This window comes from Moritella yayanosii, from assembly GCF_900465055.1.
Taxonomy (GTDB): Bacteria; Pseudomonadota; Gammaproteobacteria; order Enterobacterales; family Moritellaceae; genus Moritella; species Moritella yayanosii.
Genome location: NZ_LS483250.1, coordinates 548,407 through 570,226 on the forward strand (window position 1 = coordinate 548,407; position 21,820 = coordinate 570,226).

Annotated in this window: 21 protein-coding genes; 16 read left to right on the forward strand and 5 right to left on the reverse strand. The window is 40.9% G+C overall.

Annotated features, from left to right (window positions below):
- Window positions 1–5: 5 nt before the first annotated feature.
- From MORIYA_RS02470 to MORIYA_RS02480, 3 genes are all read left to right on the forward strand, one after another.
- The gene (locus MORIYA_RS02470; protein WP_112712419.1) at window positions 6–188 is read left to right on the forward strand and encodes a YnbE family lipoprotein; all 183 of its coding nucleotides are present in this window, start codon (window positions 6–8) and stop codon (window positions 186–188) included.
- A 16-nt stretch (window positions 189–204) separates the two neighbouring features.
- Window positions 205–525, forward strand: coding sequence for a YdbL family protein (locus MORIYA_RS02475; RefSeq protein WP_112712421.1), 321 nt, complete (start codon window positions 205–207; stop codon window positions 523–525).
- A gap of 244 nt (window positions 526–769) precedes the next feature.
- A complete protein-coding gene (locus MORIYA_RS02480; protein ID WP_112712423.1) occupies window positions 770–1,342 on the forward strand; it encodes an acyloxyacyl hydrolase in 573 nt (190 codons plus the stop codon).
- Between the two features lie 62 nt (window positions 1,343–1,404).
- On the opposite strand, the gene MORIYA_RS02485 is transcribed toward MORIYA_RS02480, so the two are convergent.
- A complete protein-coding gene (locus tag MORIYA_RS02485; RefSeq protein ID WP_112712425.1) occupies window positions 1,405–2,658 on the reverse strand; it encodes an aromatic amino acid transport family protein in 1,254 nt (417 codons plus the stop codon).
- Window positions 2,659–2,957: 299 nt separating this feature from the next.
- On the opposite strand from MORIYA_RS02485, the gene MORIYA_RS02490 reads away from it, so the two are divergent.
- The 4 genes from MORIYA_RS02490 to MORIYA_RS02510 all read left to right on the forward strand — a co-directional run bounded on the left by MORIYA_RS02490 (window position 2,958) and on the right by MORIYA_RS02510 (window position 7,759).
- Window positions 2,958–4,790 (forward strand): ABC transporter ATP-binding protein, encoded by a 1,833-nt coding sequence (locus MORIYA_RS02490; protein ID WP_112712427.1) that lies wholly within the window; start codon window positions 2,958–2,960, stop codon window positions 4,788–4,790.
- 297 nt (window positions 4,791–5,087) lie between these two features.
- A complete protein-coding gene (locus MORIYA_RS02500; protein WP_112712429.1) occupies window positions 5,088–6,290 on the forward strand; it encodes an NnrS family protein in 1,203 nt (400 codons plus the stop codon).
- Window positions 6,291–6,355: 65 nt separating this feature from the next.
- Complete coding sequence (locus MORIYA_RS02505; protein ID WP_112712431.1) at window positions 6,356–6,700, forward strand: metalloregulator ArsR/SmtB family transcription factor; 345 nt, start codon at window positions 6,356–6,358, stop codon at window positions 6,698–6,700.
- Window positions 6,701–6,874: 174 nt separating this feature from the next.
- Window positions 6,875–7,759: a sigma-70 family RNA polymerase sigma factor gene (locus tag MORIYA_RS02510; RefSeq protein WP_112712433.1), complete on the forward strand. Its 885-nt coding sequence runs from the start codon at window positions 6,875–6,877 to the stop codon at window positions 7,757–7,759.
- Window positions 7,760–7,989: 230 nt separating this feature from the next.
- On the opposite strand, the gene MORIYA_RS02515 is transcribed toward MORIYA_RS02510, so the two are convergent.
- Window positions 7,990–8,886 (reverse strand): hypothetical protein, encoded by an 897-nt coding sequence (locus MORIYA_RS02515; protein WP_112712435.1) that lies wholly within the window; start codon window positions 8,884–8,886, stop codon window positions 7,990–7,992.
- Window positions 8,887–9,167: 281 nt separating this feature from the next.
- Between MORIYA_RS02515 and MORIYA_RS02520 the strand changes: the two genes are divergently transcribed.
- The 4 genes from MORIYA_RS02520 to MORIYA_RS02535 all read left to right on the forward strand — a co-directional run bounded on the left by MORIYA_RS02520 (window position 9,168) and on the right by MORIYA_RS02535 (window position 11,737).
- Window positions 9,168–9,719, forward strand: a complete 552-nt coding sequence (locus MORIYA_RS02520) for an AAA family ATPase (protein WP_232011480.1) — start codon at window positions 9,168–9,170, stop codon at window positions 9,717–9,719.
- Window positions 9,720–9,767: 48 nt separating this feature from the next.
- On the forward strand, window positions 9,768–10,919 hold the full coding sequence (gene chrA, locus MORIYA_RS02525) for a chromate efflux transporter (protein ID WP_112712437.1): 1,152 nt from the start codon (window positions 9,768–9,770) through the stop codon (window positions 10,917–10,919).
- Window positions 10,920–11,086: 167 nt separating this feature from the next.
- Entirely contained in the window at window positions 11,087–11,215 is a 129-nt protein-coding gene (locus MORIYA_RS21675; protein ID WP_331838547.1) for a hypothetical protein, read from the forward strand.
- An 81-nt stretch (window positions 11,216–11,296) separates the two neighbouring features.
- Complete coding sequence (locus tag MORIYA_RS02535; RefSeq protein ID WP_232011481.1) at window positions 11,297–11,737, forward strand: DUF5522 domain-containing protein; 441 nt, start codon at window positions 11,297–11,299, stop codon at window positions 11,735–11,737.
- A gap of 718 nt (window positions 11,738–12,455) precedes the next feature.
- Here the strand turns inward: MORIYA_RS02535 and MORIYA_RS02540 are convergent.
- Entirely contained in the window at window positions 12,456–14,228 is a 1,773-nt protein-coding gene (locus MORIYA_RS02540; protein ID WP_112712441.1) for an acyl-CoA dehydrogenase family protein, read from the reverse strand.
- A 441-nt stretch (window positions 14,229–14,669) separates the two neighbouring features.
- Between MORIYA_RS02540 and MORIYA_RS02545 the strand changes: the two genes are divergently transcribed.
- Window positions 14,670–15,698 (forward strand): helix-turn-helix domain-containing protein, encoded by a 1,029-nt coding sequence (locus MORIYA_RS02545; protein ID WP_112712443.1) that lies wholly within the window; start codon window positions 14,670–14,672, stop codon window positions 15,696–15,698.
- Window positions 15,699–15,767: 69 nt separating this feature from the next.
- On the opposite strand, the gene MORIYA_RS02550 is transcribed toward MORIYA_RS02545, so the two are convergent.
- On the reverse strand, window positions 15,768–17,429 hold the full coding sequence (locus MORIYA_RS02550) for a CoA-transferase (RefSeq protein ID WP_112712445.1): 1,662 nt from the start codon (window positions 17,427–17,429) through the stop codon (window positions 15,768–15,770).
- A gap of 558 nt (window positions 17,430–17,987) precedes the next feature.
- Between MORIYA_RS02550 and MORIYA_RS02560 the strand changes: the two genes are divergently transcribed.
- From MORIYA_RS02560 to MORIYA_RS02570, 3 genes are all read left to right on the forward strand, one after another.
- Window positions 17,988–18,365 carry an MAPEG family protein gene (locus tag MORIYA_RS02560; RefSeq protein WP_112712447.1) on the forward strand — a complete coding sequence of 126 codons (378 nt, stop codon included), beginning with the start codon at window positions 17,988–17,990 and terminating at the stop codon, window positions 18,363–18,365.
- A 71-nt stretch (window positions 18,366–18,436) separates the two neighbouring features.
- Window positions 18,437–18,964 carry a DUF2867 domain-containing protein gene (locus tag MORIYA_RS02565; protein ID WP_112712449.1) on the forward strand — a complete coding sequence of 176 codons (528 nt, stop codon included), beginning with the start codon at window positions 18,437–18,439 and terminating at the stop codon, window positions 18,962–18,964.
- Between the two features lie 237 nt (window positions 18,965–19,201).
- On the forward strand, window positions 19,202–20,044 hold the full coding sequence (locus MORIYA_RS02570) for a class I SAM-dependent methyltransferase (RefSeq protein WP_112712451.1): 843 nt from the start codon (window positions 19,202–19,204) through the stop codon (window positions 20,042–20,044).
- Between the two features lie 44 nt (window positions 20,045–20,088).
- On the opposite strand, the gene MORIYA_RS02575 is transcribed toward MORIYA_RS02570, so the two are convergent.
- Window positions 20,089–20,340 carry a sodium:solute symporter family transporter gene (locus MORIYA_RS02575; RefSeq protein WP_269461254.1) on the reverse strand — a complete coding sequence of 84 codons (252 nt, stop codon included), beginning with the start codon at window positions 20,338–20,340 and terminating at the stop codon, window positions 20,089–20,091.
- A gap of 501 nt (window positions 20,341–20,841) precedes the next feature.
- On the opposite strand from MORIYA_RS02575, the gene MORIYA_RS02580 reads away from it, so the two are divergent.
- A complete protein-coding gene (locus MORIYA_RS02580; protein ID WP_112712453.1) occupies window positions 20,842–21,693 on the forward strand; it encodes an RluA family pseudouridine synthase in 852 nt (283 codons plus the stop codon).
- Window positions 21,694–21,820: the final 127 nt, after the last annotated feature.

Consider the following 21,820-nt stretch of genomic DNA (forward strand, 5'->3'; position numbering starts at 1 on the left):
TAAAGATGAAAGCACTGTTATTTAGTGCAAGTTTACTTGTACTTATCGCAGGTTGTACGCCAACAATACAGCTTGCTGTTCCCGATAAACCGATTGTGATTAATTTAAATGTAAAGATTGATCACGAGATTAAAGTGAAAATAGATAAAGAGCTAGATGATGTATTTAGCGATGATGAGTTATTCTAGTGAAATGGAGATTACAATGAGAAGAATTTTTTCAGCCTTGATTATTTTAATCGCGATGTCATTTTCGGTACAGGCGATGAACCTACAAGACGCGAAACAAGCAGGATTAGTCGGTGAGCAAGTTAACGGTTATCTTGGCGCTGTAAAGCCAAGTAACGAAGTGAATACGTTAGTTAAAACGGTTAATAATAAGCGTAAAGCTAAATATCAAGGACTTGCTACAAAGCATAATATTACGGTTAAATCTGTTGCTGCACGCGCGGCTAAAAAAGCCATGTCGATGACAGTAAAAGGTCAGTTTATTGAATCTTCACCAGGACGGTGGAAGCAGAAATAGCTATACTATTACGTGTATAAAAACAATAACTTTTAAAAAGCATAAGCCCTGCGGTGATGTATTAATGACATGACCGTGGGGCTTTTATGTGTCTGTAGATATCCTTAATTTAAATTTTTCTCGAGGTGAGTGTGAATAAAGTGACCATTGATATCACTGGGGCATAAATAAGTAAAATTTACGCAACGAGCTATGATTAATATTGTGATAATGGTTTGTTTTAAACAATGTGGTGAATATATCGATGATGACTTGTCGGTTCGGCTTACTGTGTTTAATATTATTGATCACTGTTAATTCGGTGAATGCGGCATCAGAAATGGATGATCCTGAAACACGTTTACCGTTTATCGCTGAATTTCGTGTCGGTATATTAGCGCATAATATTGGCCCAATCGCGTCTAGAGAAGAAAACGGCACTGATGTAAATATGGAAATACATTTTCAACCTCCAAAATTGCTGAGTGCACTCGGTGAACCTAAACCTTTTATAGGTACCACCATTAATACGATTGGCGATACCAGTTTTATTTATGCTGGTTTTATGTGGGACTTTGATATTACAGCATCTATCTTTGCTAGTTTGGGTCTTGGCATGACAGTGCATAATGGTAATAGTGGCGTGGTAGAGGACGGTGATGGACTGACAACATTAGGGTGCTGGTGGTTATTCAGAGAGTCTCTTGAGCTCGGTTATAAAGTGGAAAAACAGATTGCAATTGCCCTGTTTTGGGATCACGTATCACATGGGGACTTTTGTAGCGACCGTAATAGTGGCATGGATAACACCGGCCTACGGTTACATTTCAAGTTTTAAACGTAAACCGCACAACAAAAACATCTTGCTGGGCGGTTTGATATTACTTATTCAGAATGGTTTTAACCAACTGCAGGGATCACGTTCGCCATTTGTAAAAACTGCGATGCGATGATCACGCAACCCATTAAGCTGGCAAGTACTAAACTCACATTACCACCGCTAACTATATAACCACTGGCTTGTGCTTTACGTTGCTTAGAAACCATAGCAACAGGCAAGAATATTGCTAAAATAACCAGTGCAATAGCGGCATAACCCAACGCCGTAATAAATCCTTGCGGATAAAACAGCGCAAAAGCCAGTGGAGGTAAAAATGTGACAAGCGCTGTTTTTAAACGGTGTGCTTTACCGTCTGTGCGAGAGCTATCATTAGCGACGCTGGCATTGCTGTTATTAAGACCAGTGTTAGTGCGTTTCATCATGCCTGATAACAAATCAAACAAACCTAAGCTCACACCTAAGAATGACGTTGCTAAAGCAAGATCGGCAAACACAGAGACAGACTGGCTCACGTGCGGCTGTTGTAATACATCGCTGAGTGATGCAATAAAGCTAGTGAGCGAGTTATTTGCCATTAACTCCGCCTGGCTTAATACACCTTGCGTAGCGACTTGCCATAACAAGTAGATAACCAGTGGCGCAGATGCACCGCAGACCATCACTTTTTTCAGTGTTTTAATATCAATACCCACATAGCGGACGATTGAGGGGATACTGCCGTGAAAACCAAATGATGTAAAAATAACCGGTAACGCAGAGAGTAGTAAACCTTGCTGTACTGGCATTTCTAATAAATTAATCGATTTAACGTGTGGAAATAACAGGCTTAGTGTCAGTGCTAAGACCACAATTTTCACGCTAAACAATACCCGATTTACGATATCCACAGAGTGCGTACCAATAGATACAACTGTCGCCACTATGATTGTCAGTAATATCGCACCGACCTGAGGCGTTAATTCTAAACTCATGAAATCATTAATCTTGTTAGTTAATTGCGAACCACCACCAGCGATATATGCAGCACAAAGCGCATAGAATAAGAAAAAAGAAGCAAACGTTGCGAGATATTGACCGGGTTTACCCAATAAATTTTTAGCCAGTGAGTTAAGCGTTGCATCATGCTCTGCATGTTGGTGTATCTCTAACATAAGTAACGCGGTATACGTCATTAACGCCCAGTTAGTGATGATCAAAAATGCGGAGGGATAGAAACCTAAACCTGCGGATGCAAGGGGTAAAGCTAACATACCACCACCAAGAGCGGTGCCAGCAATAATAAGGGTACTACCTACTATTTTATTCACAGTCATAAAACATTCCATTACGGATCACGATTGAAAATGTGTAAACTTATGTTTACAATATTCACCTTAAATATGCATAAATCTTTAAGATGTGGCGAGTTTACTTATTTTATATGGTCTCGCGCAATAGACTTGGCGTAAAATATTAGATAAATAATGTAAACAAATATTTACACCTGTGTTTTTTCGTTGTGACCAATTTAAATTCCGATGTAATTTGGTTGATCTGCTTGTGCAGACTACGAACTTTATCAATTACGTAGTACCATAGCGGGGTCTTTAATTTGCTCAGATAATTATTATTTATGTTTAAGTTTTTTGAAAAATGGTCTTTGGCGTTCCCCAAGCATCAGCCAGAACAGCCGCCGCAAGATCTCGTCGCTTTCTGTCGTTATTATACCCGAGGTTTTGAATCACCTTTATTAGCGATGGCAATATTAAGCGCGATGATCGCCATTTTAGAAGTATCGTTATTTGGCTTTATGGGTCAATTGGTGGATTGGTTATCAACGCATGAGCCAGCAAACTTCATGGCAGAAGAACGTACTAACTTGATTGGGCTTAGTATACTGGTATTAGTGTTTATGCCATTACTGGTACTATTGCATTCGCTGATCATGCATCAGACATTGTTGGGTAATTACCCTATGTCTATTCGGTGGTTAGCACACCGCTATTTATTACGCCAAAGTGTGTCTTTTTTCCAAAGTGACTTTGCCGGACGTATTGCCACCAAAGTAATGCAAACTGCCTTGTCGGTACGTGAAACAGTGATGAAGTTACTGGATGTATTGGTCTATATCGCAGTGTATTTTATGGCGATGTTAGTCATGATCGGGCAAGCAGACATGCGCTTGATGCTGCCGATGCTAGCGTGGTTAATTGGTTTTATTGCTATCCAGTTATACTTTGTGCCGAAGCTTAAGAAGATCTCGACAGAACAAGCCAATGCCCGTTCAATGATGACAGGCCGGTTAGTGGATAGTTATACCAACATCACTACGGTTAAGTTGTTCTCGCATAACGCTCGCGAAATGGTGTATGCCGAAGAAGGCATGGATGAATTCCTGGTGACGGTACATAAACAGATGCGTTTGGTTACGGGGTTCACTTTCTGTGTCGAGTTATTAAATTACTTATTATTATTTGGTGTTGCAGCGATGTCGATCATGCTGTGGTTAGACGCAAGTTTAAGTGTCGGTATTATTGCGGTTGCGATCAGCTTGGCGTTACGTCTAAACAGTATGTCGAAGTGGATCATGTGGGAAATTGGTGGTCTGTTTGAAAATATGGGCACAGTGATCGATGGTATGAATACCTTAGCCAAACCGATCGAAATTGAAGATAAACCTAATGCTAAACGGCTGATTGTATCAGCAGGTGAAATCGAATTTGATAACATCAGTTTCCATTATGGCGAATCATCTGGGGTGATAGAGAAGTTAAATCTGAAGATTAAACCGGGTGAAAAAGTCGGTCTAGTTGGTCGCTCTGGGGCGGGTAAATCGACCTTGGTTAACTTGTTGATGCGCTTTCATGATGTGGAATCGGGATCAATTAAAATTGATGGTCAAAATATCAGTGATGTCCAGCAAGACAGTTTACGCGGTCAAATTGGGATGGTGACACAAGATACCTCATTATTACATCGTACCATTCGCGAAAATATTATGTATGGCAATCCTGATGCTAGCGAAGCACAGTTACTGCAAGCGACTAAGCAAGCCTGTGCCCATGAGTTCATTAGTACCTTGACGGACACCTTTGGTAACAAGGGTTATGATGCGCAAGTGGGTGAACGTGGGGTTAAATTGTCGGGTGGTCAACGTCAACGTATTGCCATTTCGCGGGTATTATTAAAAGATGCACCAATTCTGGTATTAGATGAAGCGACTTCAGCGTTAGATTCTGAAGTTGAATCGGCCATTCAAGAGAATTTAAATGAACTAATGGATGGTAAAACCGTGATTGCGATTGCGCATCGACTATCAACGATAGCGGCAATGGATCGTTTAATTATTCTCGATGAAGGTCGTGTAGTAGAGCAGGGTTCACACCAAGAGCTGCTTGCGAAAAACGGCATCTATGCCCAACTTTGGGCCCATCAAACCGGTGGTTTCATTGGTGAGAATGCTTAGTCAGCAGTCATTATACCCATCACAATAAATAGATGCAGCTCGCATATTATTCAATATACTGAGCTGTATATATATATCCAAGTTACTTCAAGATGTATCTTCATATCTAGGCCGATAACTGGCAGGCAACAGTCGGTATTATCACTGGTATTTTTGCCAAAGAAGCGGTGATTGGCACCTTGTGCTGCTATGGGCGCTTATGTACGTGAATTTGGTCGTCCATTTGCCTTTTGTCAATTACAGACCATCTTTTACCTTATATACTGAATACTAATCATTATTCAAAAGGTTAAATCAATGCAAATTACAGACTTAGCTGAGGAACAACAAATCCTCCCTGTGTTACGTCTTGGCTTCCGCCCATTCTTCTTAGCTGGTGCTTTGTTTAGCATGGTCGCGTTAGTATTGTGGGGGGCGATGTTATCGGGTTATATCACATTCCAACCTTATGGCGGTGGACTATGGTGGCATATTCATGAAATGTTATTTGGTTTTGGTTGCGCTATCGTTGCCGGTTTCTTGTTAACGGCGATTCAAAATTGGACCGGGATACGGGGTGTTTCTGGGGCGTCTTTACTTGGTTTATTTCTACTTTGGCTGGCAGGACGTGTTGTCTTACTGTTGCCAACACTACTCAATGATTACGTTATCATATTGATTGATTTAAGTTTTCTTCCTGCTGTTGCTTATATTTTAGGCAAACCTTTGTTTAAAATTAAACAGTATCGAAATTTATTTTTTGTCCCGTTATTAGTTTTATTTACGGTTGCCAACATCGAAATGCATTTGGCTAAATTAGGATTAGTGAATATTACAGTTAGCCAAGCGGCTTATGCTTCGGTAACCTTGATGGCCGTTTTAATGTCGGTGATGGCCGGTCGTGTGGTTCCTATGTTTACCGCCAACGGCACTAAAACTGCAAAAGTATTACCCTTGCCTTGGTTAGAAAAATTGGCGACAGGTAGTCTTGCCCTCATTACCGCATTGTTATTGCTTCAGCCCTTATTTACTGTGCCAGCATTTGTATTTGGGTCTTTATTTCTGCTCTCTGGTGGTTGCCAAGCAATACGTTGGTTCCGCTGGAAACCTTGGATTACCTTGGGTGTACCCCTATTATGGTCTATTCATGGTGCTATATTTTTCATCTGGGTGGGACTATTCACTGTGGGCATGAGTTACTTTATTGAGGTCCCATTTGTTAGTCATTTGTGGCATTTAATTACTGTTGGTGGCATGGGTGGATTAATTTTAGCGATGATATCTCGAGTTTCACTGGGTCATACAGGTCGTAAGCTGCAACAACCGAAAGCGATGTTTTGGGGCTTCTTGAGTATTTTTATCGCGGCAATTATACGCGTGATAGGCCCGATATTTTGGATGCAGTATTATATTACTTTCATCAATTTGAGCATCGTATTCTGGTTAATTGCGTTTGGATTGTTTGCATATCATTATGCGCCAATGTTGTTTAAAGCACGAGTGGATGGCCGCCCAGGTTAGAACTGTTTGACAGTTAAACGAGGTTTATATAGAGTGGCTTAATATACCTCTAAATGAAGTTAATTATGGATTTACTCCAATTTTACAAGTGCTTAGCGGATGACACTAGATTGAAAAGCCTATTGTTGATCCTGCATGAAACGGAATTATGCGTGTGTGAGTTAACACACGCATTAGCACAAAGCCAACCAAAGATATCGCGCCATCTCGCTCTGTTACGTCAAAAAAAACTTGTTATTGATCAACGACAGGGGCAGTGGGTGTATTATCACATTAATCCTGACATCCCTGATTGGGTGCAAAAAATATTGTCACTCACGTTAGCTAATAACCTTCAGTGCATTCAAGAGGAGCTGCAACGTTTGATGGAAATGCCATGTCGTCCCCCTCGCGCCATCTCATGTAATTAATGTCGTTAAATAGAACGCCTTGATGCTTTTATTTTAGATTATTTCTTTAAGTGTACCCCTGCTAGGCTAACTTTCTGTTTTGATTTTTTATTTAATGATAGTAACCATAATAAACCGGACTACCTGTCATATTACTGTGCTAGTATAGCAATAGCTCATAAACAGGGATGATTAATGAATAATATTAATAGCAGCGCACTTGATGTGTATTTCGATGAATTACAGCGGTTTAGCAAGTTATTGTCTAAACAGGAAGAATACGATACAGCGGTTGCTGCAGCCAATGGAGATAAAGCTGCACGAGATACGATGATCCAATCTAATCTTAGGTTGGTGCTGATGGTGGCAAAGAAATACCAAAATTACTCACTTGGTTGGGACGAGATCATTCAAGAAGGTAATACGGGTTTAATGCATGCCGTCGATAAATTCGACCCCGCACGTGGCTGTCGATTTTCAACCTATGCAGTTTGGTGGATAAGGAATAACATCGAACAGTATATTATGAATCACTCTCGCACGATCCGGATCCCCATTCATGTTACCCGTGTTTATAAACAGATACTGAAAGCGTCTTCTGAGCTCGGTCTCGATGTTGATACCAACGAAGGTATTACTAAGATCGCACAAGAGTTAAAGATTTCGCCCCGTAAAGTTTTGAATATATTGGGTCACTATTTCAATGAAGGGTCGCTGGATAAAGAGATACGCAGTGGTGATAATTTATTAGCGACGTTAAAAGACTTGGTTGCTGCAGCGGTTGATTGCCAGCCGGATATTCGTTATGAAAAATGCGATTATTACGAGTATATGGATGCTTTATTAGAATATTTACCGGTGCGCAGCCAGAATATCATTCGTTTACGCTTTGGTTTTAAAGGCCAAGATCCGATGAGTTTACAAGCAATTGCAGAATTGATGGATATTTCCCGCGAACGAGTCCGACAAATTATTCGTAATGGTTTGAGTCAAGTTCGAGAACAATTATGTGCGAATGACTTGGTAAAAGAAGATTTTGATTTTGAAGCTGATGCTATTTTACCACAACTATGTGATTAGCATGATGTAAACTAGCTGACATAAGTTGTATTATTATACCCAAGCTACTTCAAGATGCCTTCGTTCGGCTTGCCCCACGGGAGGCGAGCAGAAATAACAGCACTGCGTTGCAATATTTGAAAATGGAATAACCATTATCTACATATTGCGCCTTATTCTGATATCCCTGCTCGTCTCTGATATAGCATCTTGAAGTAACTTGGGTATATACCAATCTAATATTTTAAATATTAGGCTTTAAATGCCATGTTAAGTAAGGCGATTAACTTAGCTGGATCATGTTGAGCTTGGGTGATCTCACCTAATGTCACTGCTTGTTCTGGATTAATCGAAATAGTGATACTTTGCGGATCGTTAATAAATTTAATAAACGCTGCAGCTGCATTTTTTGCAACGTTCACTTCTGCATCACTCAATTCATGACTTGTTTCAAGATCAGCCGCTAACATTGCGTTTATTTTATCTGATAAACGCTGTTTTAATTCTTCAACACTTATCGCCGAATTTTCCGCTTCTTGTTTCATCATACGCTTAACAAGTGATTGATCAGTATAAGTAAATTCAGCCGAATTAAGTTGATAGTTCGGGTAAGAAAATAATAGCGTTAAGGGCTGTTTAGGATCAAATTCGAAGTTAGCGATATTAAGCGAGTATTCCATTTTACCCATATCTTGTGCGCTTAAACCAAACTGCCAATCCATCACGTTATCAACGTAAGTATATTTTGTTGATAAGCTGATAAGCAGATCATCGTTGTAGCCGAGTGCTTTAAGCTTATCTGCTGTTTGTGGTTCAATATCATCAATATTCAGTGAGATCCCGCTTAGTACAAAATCTAATGCAGTTGGGAATTCCGATGACGTATCTAGTTCATTCACTGTAATTTCATTGATGGTGATCGGGTGACCACTGCCATCAGCCGGGGTCAGTACTACGTTATGCAGTTGGATTCTTTGGGTGATAGGTTCAACACTGAGATCGCCATATTTAACATCAAGCATTGGCTGCATTTCGATGATCTTGGCATCAAGTTGTTTTTCTACTTTGTCGGTCATGTAAAGCTTACCGCCAACATAGCTTACTGCTAGTCCGGCGATTACCACGCCTGATATTAATTTAATATTCATGATGTCACTTATTGGTTGGATTGATTTTATTAGAGGTAATGAAAAATACACATTACTGAATAGATTATGTATTGGTTATTAAATAATTGGAATAGTTCCGAGCAATTTAAATAAAAAGTTAAACAAAAATTAAACAAAAAAACCAAGGTTATCACTAAGCTCTGGTTTTTTTACATAAATACTAATTCTATTGTTCGATTAAAGACTTAATCAGGTAACGGGTTATGAGCGTCACTGTTGTTCGTCAAATAGCCGCATAGGCTAGTGAAAATTAATATTGCATGCAGAAAATGAAGCCTTATACTTACACGCTTCATACTTTACACGTTGTTATCACCGCCTTTATGCCAGTATCTCTGCCAATACTCTCATTACAATCCGATTTTCCTTGTTTGCTTATTATCCGCGGGATCCCGGGTTCGGGTAAATCGACACTCGCCCAGCATTATATGCAATCGATTCCGGATGCCGTGCACTGTGAAGCCGACCATTATTTCATCAACAAGCAAGGTCAGTATTGCTATGACGGACGTAAAATAAAACGTGCTCATGAGTTTTGCCAGCAAAACATGCGTAACGCACTAAGCCAAGGCAAATCTGTGATTGTCAGTAATACCAGTATTCGTCTATGGGAGTTAACTGCATTGTTAGACATTGCTGCAAGCTATGATATAACGCCGCACATCATTCATTGTCGTGGTCAGTTCACCAGTATGCATAATGTGCCTGCTGATATCGTCGCCAGAATGGCGCTGAGTTATGAAGCGCATCCTGATGAGACCTGCTACAAACCTTCGTTTTTGTCATATAACTGCAATAAAACTGAAATATAATAACAGGGCGTAAATTTACAGCGCATAACAACTAGAGAAGGCAAAGTAATGAAGCTAGTTTTAGAGGTATTTTGGCAGTTTTTTACATTGGGGTGGATCAGCTTTGGTGGCCCCGCTGCACATATCGGTTATTTCGAGAAAACATTCGTTCAAAAACTAAAGTGGATAGATACCGAAAGCTATGCAAGATTAATCTCATTAAGTCAGTTTTTACCAGGTCCGGGTTCGAGCCAGATTGGTTTTGCCATCGGTTTACGTCGCGCCGGTGTTGTCGGTGGTTTTACCGCGTTTATCGCATTTACATTCCCTTCGGTGTTATTGCTTTATATCCTGGCAACAACCAACGCGATACAAGATGCGGCATGGTTAGTGAATATTACCCACGGATTAAAATTATTAGCGGTTGTGGTTGTTGCTGATGCGACGCTAAATATGTACAAAGGTTTCTGTAAAGAGCGCAGTACGATCACTATCTGTGTGGCAACGGCTGCGGTATTGTTGATGGTGCCAAGTTTGTTAACGCAAATGCTGGTGCTTATCGCTGCAGCAGTGATTGGCATGCAGCTGAAAAAACCAAGCGAAGTCACACTTATGTCTACAGTGAAAGGCGGGGTTAATTACTTACCATTAGTGATTTTCGCCGTATTGTTTGCGGGTTTACCGTTATTAACCAATTCACCTACATGGTTAACACTGTTTGCTGATTTCTACCAATCGGGTAGCTTAGTATTTGGTGGCGGTCATGTAGTATTACCTATGCTGCAACAAGCGTTAGGTGATGCGATTGATACGGACCGTTTCCTATTAGGTTATGCCGCAGCGCAAGCTGTACCGGGTCCTATGTTCTCGTTATCTGCATTCTTAGGTGCTGATTTGTTGGTTAATTCACCATTGATGGGCGCGTTAATTGCCACGGTTGCTATCTTCTTACCGGGTTTCTTATTAGTACTGGGTTTCCATAGTGCGTGGGAGTCGCTCGCGGCTAAACCGAAAGTAGCGGGTGCGGTATGGGGTATTAATGCGGCGGTCGTTGGTCTACTGATGTCAGCGTTATACCAACCGGTATTTATCTCTGCGATTGTTGGTCCGGTTGATATGGCCGCGGTTATCGTTGGTTTCTTTGCACTGCGCACACTGAAATTACCGATTATGGCTGTGGTAGCTGGCTTTATTGCATTTGGTTATGTGATGGGCCTTTAAAGGTGCTATAACCTTATAATTGCTGGGTATTCAGTTTCGACTAAACAAGATATACTTTCGCAAATAGAATCAAATTGCGGATTAAATAAAATGAAGGACTATTACCTGAAACGGATGCCGGTATTTCAGGCTATACTGTTCGTCCTCCGCACGCGCGACAAGCGCATCTGAAAGTATCAGCATTTACTTCGGCAAAGATAGATAAGCTCCTCGATTTAAAACCTGATTTAGTATTGGGATTTTCTGATATTCAAGCTGATATTGCTGTGTATATTTTTAATCAGCGCTCGGTTTAGATCAACTAGTTGCTATTATCGAAGCATGGCAACAGCAGTACGCAAACAAAAGTGAGAATGTATAACTTGAAAATTGAAAGTATGACGAAATCAATTGTTGATGAAACAAGTGTGAAAATTGAAGAGAATGTAGAGCCAATTTTAGTTAGAGAGCTAGTTCCTGTGGCTAAGCAATGTTCAGAATGCCAAGCGGAATTTGGTTGTGGCGTTGCCTCGGCAATAGAGCAGGGTGGTTGTTGGTGTCAAGATTTACCCGCCATTATGCCATTAGGTACGTTGAGTGATTGTTTGTGTAAAGCATGTTTAGCCAAGGTCATCGGTGTCGAAATCAATAAACAGCTTGATGCGGCTGGTTCACCCAAAGCGCGTCTTGCACTGGCAGAACCATATCGTCATCAAACAGAATTAGTTGAAAACATCGATTTTACCATTGAAGATGGCCGTTATGTGTTTAGTGAGTGGTATCACTTAAAACGAGCTCGCTGTTGTGGTAATGATTGCCGTCATTGTGTTTATAAATAAGCGGTGAGTACTTTAGCTATTAATTATTAATGACTAAAATTCAACATTTGGATAGTTAAAGTTATGAGGAAACAAAAACGTTAGTGTCGTGGAACACGGGTAATTATATACTAAGAAGTGTAAATGCAGTTTTATTATTTAGTATATATATTCCAATAGTTTATTGATTTAATGATAACGTTTCTCACTCGTAGATGACAATTTCTTGCCTAATTATTCATTGTGTAACCACATAGATAAAGACGATGGTCATGACGCTGTCTCTTAGTCACAAATATTGAACTTTTTTGGAAAACCATGATCTGTTAACGTCAATAACAGGTATCAATATCATGTCTTGGAAATGAAGCTAAACTAGAAGGTTCCTATAGATGGATACGTAATGAAAATGTTTCTCCAGAGATGATTAGGGTCGCAGGATTCGAACATACGGCTTCCTTAGTTAAGGATATCCCTGAAATTCTGGCTCTCGAAGATACAACATCGTGAAGCCGATATCCTGAGTTATCTTCAAGATAAACAACTGCATAATGAACGCTTTGTCGTTTACGCCGAAGAAACCAATGCCACTGAAAAGAGTGACGCATTACGCTGGATATTACAGACCAGCGAACCCATAGACACATTGGAACAAGCACTACATGTCATTGATATTATGTAGCGAGATGGCGAATAGACTCAGTCATGAGCCTATTCGCAGGGGATTATAAACCCGGTGTTATGGATTCATTTCGTACTGATCTTTCATCTTATAAGTATAATTTTCCCAGACGCGATTATAGCGTTCTTCGTCAACAGTTGGACGTTTGATCATGCGACCACAAATCGTTTGTTGAACCAACGTTGTACAACTTTTATGGCTTAGCTGTAGTGCGAACTTGGAAAAATCACGGACCATGAAATCGAATATCTGCTCAATAAGATCATTCTCGATACCTTTGATTTCGGCATTTTCCAAGATCAGATGTCCGTATACGACCAAAGTAAACAGTTCACCGAGACTCAATAGGAAGTCAAAATCTTTGGCTTGCTCTTTGTTTGGTTTCGCGACGAGGAGCAGTATCTTCAATAGACGGATCTGTCTCTTAAAGATGTTGACGTTCGGGAGGTCTACCTTGTTATATACCTCGCGATAATCATGGAAGCGTGTTTTACCTAACCCTTTCGTCACACCTTGATTAAACAAGAAGCTATCATTAGATTGCGCGCTCATCGTCGGTATTGTAGGGTACTTCGCCGGTTTGAAGAAATAATTACCCATAAACTTGAGAATCAGAGCCATGTTGATATGCACGGTTCCTTCAAGCTTAGGCAGCGTTCGAATTTCTTTCAGCGCGGTTTCGAAGAACATGTCTTTCTCAACCCCTTTGGCTGCGATCACATTCCATAGCAAGTCCACGACCTCTTCGCCTTGAGTTGTCACTTTCATTTTAACCATTGGTGTAAACAGCAAGTAACGACGATCATCGGCGCTCGCGCAGCGTACGTAGTCAACACCACGTTGGGTAAATAATTTCATCGCAGTTAAACGTGCATACGATTCATTAAAAAGCTGTTTTATATGTACAAAGTCAGTGACATAGTGATCAAACAGGCGACGATGTGACGCGTGGTTAATAGCTTCGTAAAAGGCATGTGTACTGGTGCCGATTGAACCCCAGCCTAAATTAAACTTGCCGACGTTAATTGTGTTAAGCGCCATATCCCACGCGTCACGGCCTTTAGCTAGAATATCTTCTTCACGAATTGGATAATCGTTTAGTTTGTATTCCGCTACATAATTTTGCGAGTTAATGACATTTTTGACGAGTTCATAGTTTTTGTGCTGCGACTCAACGACGAAGAAGACGTATTCATCCGTGTCGGTTAACTTGCCAAAGGTCGATACTAATGCTGCCTTGTTGGCGTTACCAATATAGTATTTACTGCCATTGGCGAGGTAAGTACCGTCTTTTTGACGGGTTAAGTGCATGTCACTCGAGTAGATATCGGCGCCATGTTCTTTTTCAGAAAGACCAAATGCGAAGATACCGCCTTCTTTGAGCAGCTTGGCTGCGCGTTTTTTCGCGACTTCGTTTTTACTGATCCAGATTGGTAATAAACCTAATATAGTTACCTGCCAAGAGTACCAGTGCGATAGTCCATAAAAACTAAAAATTTCGTTAAGTGCGCAGTTTCTATAAGTATCCCAACGGCAATCTTTATCGCCATAACCGGCTGGTGTTAAAAACGTCGAAAACAGTTTTTCTTTTTTTACAAAGTCCAAATAATCAGCGTACCACTTGTATTCGCGTTCATCTGCTTTCATTTTTGCTTTGCCGCGCGATTCAAAAAAATCGATGGTTTTTAAAACTAGTTCCCTCGATTTCTCATCGAGATGATCGTAGCTATCTAGCTTTGGATTTACTAAAATATTCCGTCGTATTGCGGACGGAGTTGGAGTGACTTTTTTCTTGAAAACAATGTCTTTGGGTAGATTTGGTAATTTCATTCTGAGTTCTCCCTGATAGCATTTTAAAAGTATTTTCCGTGTTATAAATGTTAACGTTACGTCGAGTTAAGACCATAACGCATGACTTTACTTTAACGAGCAGAGGGGGATGAAGGAATAGCTTTATATGCCTATAAACTTATCTTTTTACGACACTCTACCCATGATGTTTCAACTCGATAGCTGAAGTACTCACTTAATGAGATAAGAATAGATACTATGATTTATAAAATAGTGTGTAACGGAAAAACGTCCAAAATGTAAAGGGGGAGGTGGTGATAAATGAGATGAATAATATATTTTTGTTACTCAGCTATAAGTTCTATACCGGCATCATCGACACTACTGAATAAATACTCTAATTTATTGAAAGCTAGCTCATTTTAATTGTACTTTTTTGGTCGAATGATCTGAACACCTACCATAGGACTCAATAAGAAGATGTTAAAAGTGGATGAAGTGCTTAATGTACGATTAATTCCGGTCCTCGGTCCCGCATTACTTATTGAGTACCTTACGGAGGAACATACCATACCGCTGTCTATTCTTCTCTGCGAAAGCGGTCTTACCGCGCAAGAAGTCATGGACACATCAACACGCATACCTGCGAGTAAGTTTATTAAACTCATTAAATATGCATTGCGCATTACCCAAAATAATGGCTTAGGTATATTACTTGGTCAAAGTCTTGGACCTAATTCATTTCAAAGCATGGGGCATGCGGCTATCTCTCAGGCTAATTTGCGCGATAGCTTACGACTGATTATTCTTTATTACAAAACGACCGCTTATTTAACCGAGGTCTTACTGATAGAGCAGGATGGTTTTGCTGTATTTCGAATTAAGCCTTTGGTATATCTAGGTGAAGCCGAGAGTTTCATCATTGATCTGGTTATTAGTGGATTCATTGCTGAATTGACTAAGTTTAACTTTCCAACTTCAATGTTGAAATTGTTTCTCGCAAAACCAAAGCCGGACTACTTTGAAGATTACTTCACCCAACTAACTAACAGTGTCAAATTTAACGCCGAACACCATGAAGTACACTTTCCGAAGGCTTGGTTAGATCGACCCGTAGTTACAGAATATGAAATCGACTGTGATGAATCCTTAATCGATATTTGTAATAAAAACCTGGTTCGGGCAGAACGGTTGATTAATACCGTCGAAAGAATTAAAGATTCATTACGGCAAGCATCGGGTCAAATGCCAAGCTTGGAAGATGTCGCTGCATCTTACCATCAATCAACTCGAAGCCTTCAGCGGGCGCTAAAAGTTGAAGGTTACAGTTTTCGGCAGTTGATCGAAGATATTAGAAAGGAAAGATCACAGCATCTTTTATTGCAAACGAAGATGACCATAGTGGAGATTGCCCTAGAGCTGGGCTATAGTGATCCACCTAATTTTACACGCGCATTTAAGCACTGGTTTGGATGTTGTCCGCTACATTATCGAAATCAATCAAGCTAACCCTTTCACTCTACTTATGCAGTGGAAAGGGTTTATGCAGTGTTACTCGATTTATGACGCGCTACTCGGTTAATGTGGCACTATAATTTTCATCGGTGAATAGTCCAGAATATCTTTCTGCAAATCAATACCTTCACGTATTTTGATTAGAGTCATACCCTCGCTGGTTAGTTTGAACGTACCCACATCTGTAATGTAGAACACATTCTGGCCTGCTTTTAATGCCTGTTGACCACTAAACGTGATTTGCTCTACCTTATCGACAAACTTTGGTATCCCGTGTTTTTTAATTTTAGTTACGCCATGGCTGGTATGCACTTCACCTTTTGCCATCCACGCGCCGACAAAGAACACTGTTTTGGCTGCGCAGCTAAGATCAATAAATCCTCCCGGTCCTATGTAATTGAGGGCGCCTTCTCCACGCTTGGACGCGTTAACATTACCTTCGCTATCGATTTGTAAAAATCCTAACACAGTGGCTTCCAAACGTTCATTTGCTAATTCAAATACTTCAGGTGAAGATATGATCTTATCAGGTTTAACCGCAGCACCAAAGAACATACCTGGAGCGGGTACTCCCCCGATCACGCCGCCTTCGGTAAACAATGTATAGTTAGATAATAGACCTTTTTTCTGAAGGGTATCGCAAATCAGCTCAGGTAAGCCAATACCAATATTGACATAACTTTTTGGGGCTACATATTGCTGCATTAAGTCCGCGCATTCCTCTGCAATACACATTTGTGCTTTACTACGCTTAGGAGTAATACCACCTAACTTGTTCATCAACCGGACCGTTTCCAAACCACTTTCTACGTCCCCTTCATAATGATCAGTCAAACACAACATCGGATCGTCATGACGTCTTGAGCAAGTTTGCTCTGTTTCAGGGTAGTAAACGATGGCATCTACTTGGTCGGCAGTTAGAAATATCTGATCAGGTTTTTTCTCGATGAGTTTACCTATATTAACAATCACTATTCCGCCGTTTTTCTTAGCCGCTAACGCGGCCTCTCTCGACTCACAAATTGTTGAACAGTTTTCAATGTAGATATTGCCTTCGGCATCCGCCGCGGGTGCGTTAATCATGGCTACATCAATTTTTGGCATTTGATAACGCAATTTGTCGCCTGCAACAGTGATCAGCCCTTTCGAGAATCTGTTATTGATGTCGGGAGAATAACGCTTAGGAATAAATACTTCAGAACCGCAGTCAACACGCGGATCGCAAAAGGTGCCGACTCCTGTTGTTGAGGTCACACTTTGTTTGCCGTTTACGGCTGCTTTTACCAACGCGGCCATAATGCCCAACGGGAGACAATGCACTGCAAGCTTGCCTTCTTCAGCCATCTCCATTATCGCTCGATAGGTTTCAAAATGAGAACATATAATCTCACTGACTAAACCTTCGACAGCCCACTCTTCAAGTGTGCCTGGCACTTTACCTCGACCGCCAAGTCCTGCTGCCGTAATTAGCGTCAGATTTTGTGGGTGTTGTGTTTCTTCAAAAACTTCTCTTAGCGCCCAAGAAAGAATAGAGATACGTTGATTACCGCCGATCCCACAAACAATCACGGTATCTTTGTCTTTAATTAATTTAACGGCATCCCGTGGGCCCATAAATTTTGGTGAACCTGGAATCTTATACTGGTAGTGGGTGTCTCTTTCATTCCAGTGTAATCGGTATTGAAAAATATGCTTCATAATACGGGCGCTAGACAATAAGTTCATATTAACACTCCTAGTGGTGTATTGAGGGGGGGCTGCTTATATTTTATCTTAATGAGCGAGGAGCTATGGCGGAATAGCTTTTTATGCCTATTCACTTATCTTTTTGCGACACCGTTGGTGAGCGGCTTGAATTTTCAAAAATAAAATCGTGTGATGGTTTGTTTTTAGTATGTATAACAAGGATTTAAATTATTTTCAACATGTGGTTTTACGACAAACATTGTGTTTTTTGTAATTCATTTTTTAAAGGATTAATCATGATTAAACTTTGATTAATGACATCAAGTGAATATCCAGCTTATATCGTCAACAAACAATATACGACTACTGAAGAAACAATAAAATGTCATAATGAGCTATTACGATCAAAGTAAGTCGAAATGCGTCGAACCGCACGAGAATAGTCATCAATGGTCTCGGAACGTTTACCTTGCAGCCTTAAATTGATAAGGTGTTGTTCATAAAGAAAATTAAATCGTTGCAGTTGGCTGGTGCTGTTTAGCTTAACTGCATTTTTCCGATCTAGGCCTCATAAGTTTCATTGAAAGGATAGGGTTAATGACAATTGCATATTGGTGTGTATTAGCTGCTGCAATAATCCCATATATTTGGGCAATTACAGCTAAAGCTTCTAAGCCAGGTTTTAATAATAATAAACCTAGGATTTTTCTTAATGACCTAGAAGGGTGGGGTCAAAGAGCAAATTGGGCTCAGGCTAATAGTTTTGAAGCCTTTCCTGCATTTGCAGCGGCAATAATTATTGGTAGTGTAGTTTCAAATGTCGAACAAAATACATTGGATGCATTAGCGTTACTTTTTGTTACATGTAGGCTTTTGCATGGTATTTTTTATATCACAGATAAGGCAACACTTAGGTCTATTGTTTGGTTTATTGGTATTAGTAGTTGGGTAAGTATCTTTGTATTATCAGCCTAACAATCAGCAGCACCAGACTCCGAAAACTGTCAGTGTGCTGTGCGTTGGTATCAAGGGACGAATGTGCAACTATGAAAGCTAAAATCGAGAAATGTAATGTTCCAAACAGTAGCCAAATATCGAAAAGTTTGAGTGGCGCTTACTATTTTGATGCTTATTGTTTTCCTACAAGATATAGGGAAAGAACATCACTTCAAATTTGGTTAGCGCATGTTTCAACTGTGCCTGCTTGGGTAAACTTTTTAATGGCAGCGCGAAACAAATTAGTATCAGCACTGGGTCTAAAAAACCTTGGGCATCTAGGTGCTGTGGATGAAGGAAAGCCAATTAATAATTACCGAGTTGGTGATCGAGTAGGGATATTTACTATATTATCACTGAGCGATAATGAAATTGTTTTAGGTGATTCAGATAAACACTTGGATGTGAAAGTATCGGTTTTTAAAGATATTAATGATAGTGAGTTTATTACAATATCTACAGTTGTCCATGTTCATAACGCGCTTGGAAAGACATATATGCTGGTTGTAGAGCCAATACATAAATTGATAGTTCCTTCAATAATAAAGCGAGCTGAGTTTAGTGAAATTAATGGATGACAAGTTGATCCTAGCCTTGCCGCGCATCAGTGCGGATCGTTGTAATCCTGTCGTCAACACATGCTGCAAGATAAGCCAAAGGCATCTCAGCCTCGCTATTCTCGGCTGTGAGCAATCATCAGTTAATTAATAGTCGATGATGTTGATTTTTTCGGAGGAATATCATTATTTAAGTAAGCCCTCTAACGTTGACGGTGTATAGTAGGGCCAGTATTTTTAACTAGATAGACGAACTATATGCCCAATTACTACCTTCATACAACAAATGCCAAACAGGCGCTGGAGGCTATCGCCAAAGGACAGTCTTGCGTGCGGATCTCTGTTGATCTGAATATTTCTGAGCAGGACTTCTCCTTAAGTGACCAGAGCCTTGTGCTCGACGAAGATAATCGCCTTTCCATTGACGAGCTCAAAAAAATCGTCAAGAAGACGCAAAGGATCTACCTCTGTAGCGATGGCGATATGGTTCCGCTTGAAGACCGCAGCCGTGGCTACTATAAACTTGCACCCACGGCAGGATCACCTCTGCTAGAAATTAGTGGCGTCAAGATGCACATATCCAAGGGAACCGACCCTTTTGTTAGTGCTTCCGAGATGGCTAAGCAGGCGGTACGTAAGGGTGATAAGGTACTGGATTGCTGTAGCGGACTAGGTTATGCGGCTATTGCTGCCCACCGACTAGGCGCAAGCGAGGTACTCACTATCGAGTTGAGCCCAGAGGTCATGGGGCTGCGTGCGCAAAACCCTTGGTCAAACGATTTGGGGAAAGAGGGGATAGTGCAACGTCAGGGCAGTAGCTATGAGCTGATCCGCACCATGGATGCGGCTTCTTTCGATTCGGTCATTCACGATCCACCGCGTTTTTCCCTTGCAGGGGAGCTCTATAGCGAAGAGTTCTACCGACAGATCTTTCGTGTATTGCGTCGGGACGGACGGCTGTTTCATTACACCGGCAATCCACACGTAATAAAGAAGGGCAGCAGCTTTGTTGACGGCGTCATCCGCCGGCTAAAAGCAGCGGGCTTTAAGAACATAGTAAAGGTCGAGCATCTGATGGGAGTCAGTGCGCAGAAAAAATAGAATAAAGGGGCGGTGACAATGATTAATTGTGGTTGGCTCTATGGTCAAATTGGGTGAGTTAAGCATCTAATTAAGTCACGGACTGTCGCGACAATCATGGTTATACGACCCAGTAGCAGCTTTTCATTGTCGATTTTATCTTTAGCTAAGTTCTTAGCGTAGATATCAACCATGACAATAGCAGAAAGTGCAGATAGATCTGAATCGGTTGTTGATGACAAAGAGTCAATCACTAAGATAAACAGTATACCTATAGCAAATGGTGGTAGGTAGGCTGAAGCAACTTGTGGGTTCAGGTTACTTTCATGAGGCGGCTATGCCAAATCCTACTGCGCCATTGGCAACCATATAGCCATCGACACTGCTCTATTTTTTTAAGCTAAGGTTGAGAACAGAAAGGTAAGCCCATAAAAACCGATTAAGAGTTAAGGGTAGTACTTGTTGATAATTGATAAAACACTGGCTCTAACATAGGTCTCCTTGGGTTATAGTGATGGCGATAATTTAAATGGGTCGGTTTTATACAGTGTTATTAGTATTCTGGTCAAACGGTCAGGTTTATCTTGTGCTGAAAATTAATATCAATATACTCAGGCTCATAATTAGTCTTGCATATCCTCTCCTTTCGGTTTGCTGATTGGGCATTTTGAAGTAGTTTGGATATATAACTACAAGATTAAAAATAATGTACAGGACGGTTCGTTTTATCAAATAGAGACGTCTACTATATAAATGTTAAGTGATGATCATTATGTTTAAAGCATTGCTGGAACAAGCAGGTTGGAGAATAACTTACTATGTCTGATAGATTACGAGTGAAAGAGGCCTCTGGTCTACTGATTTTCCTTAATACTCAGCTAAAAGGCTGGAGTCGAAAAAACATAAAACAACGACTGAAAACAGGATGCGTACTGGTCAACGATCAGCAGATCATGAAGCATGACCATGAGCTCAACGTTGGCGACAATGTAGAGGTTAGAGCAGCGGGAAAGAACACGCAACTGGGTGTTCGCCACCTCGAAATTTTGTATTCGGACAATGATCTTGTTGTCATTAACAAACCTGCAGGCTTGTTGTCAGTGGCATCAGCCAATGAAAACAAGCAGCATGCGCTGGCTATTCTTCGCAAGCAACTCTCACATGCAAAAAACGCTGTTGCTTTATGGCCTGTTCATCGCCTCGATCGTGATACATCCGGTGTGTTGATGTTTGCAACGTCTCGTGAAATGCGTGACGCTGTTAATGAGGGATGGTCAGGGGCCGAAAAAACCTACCTTGCGGTAGTGGAAGGCAGCCCTAAACCAAGTAAAGGGCGTATTGACCAGCCCTTGAGAATGGACCCAGAGAAGTATCAGATGATTGTCGGTCCACATTCGGAAGCCAAAAATGCCATCACCCATTTTAAAACGCTGCGCACTGTAAAGGATCGGACATTGCTTGAAGTTAACCTCGAGACGGGTCGACAACATCAAATCCGTGCTCATATGGCCTGGTTAGGACATTCGGTGATTGGCGATCCTCGTTATGGCACTGACGGCCCCCGCATGGGACTGCATGCATTGAGCTTAAGTATTACGCGACCAAATACTGGCAAACGACTCACTTTTGAGGCACCAGCACCAGTTGAGTTTCTTGACCTGTTGCGATAGCCGAAAATATTGATAGTTAAAACAGGCTACTTTCCGTTGTAGCCTGTTTATTATTCGAGTCATCCGCATCAACGATTTAAGCCGGAGTATGACTTAGTTATCCGTTCTTAACCCTCTGACGTCTCAC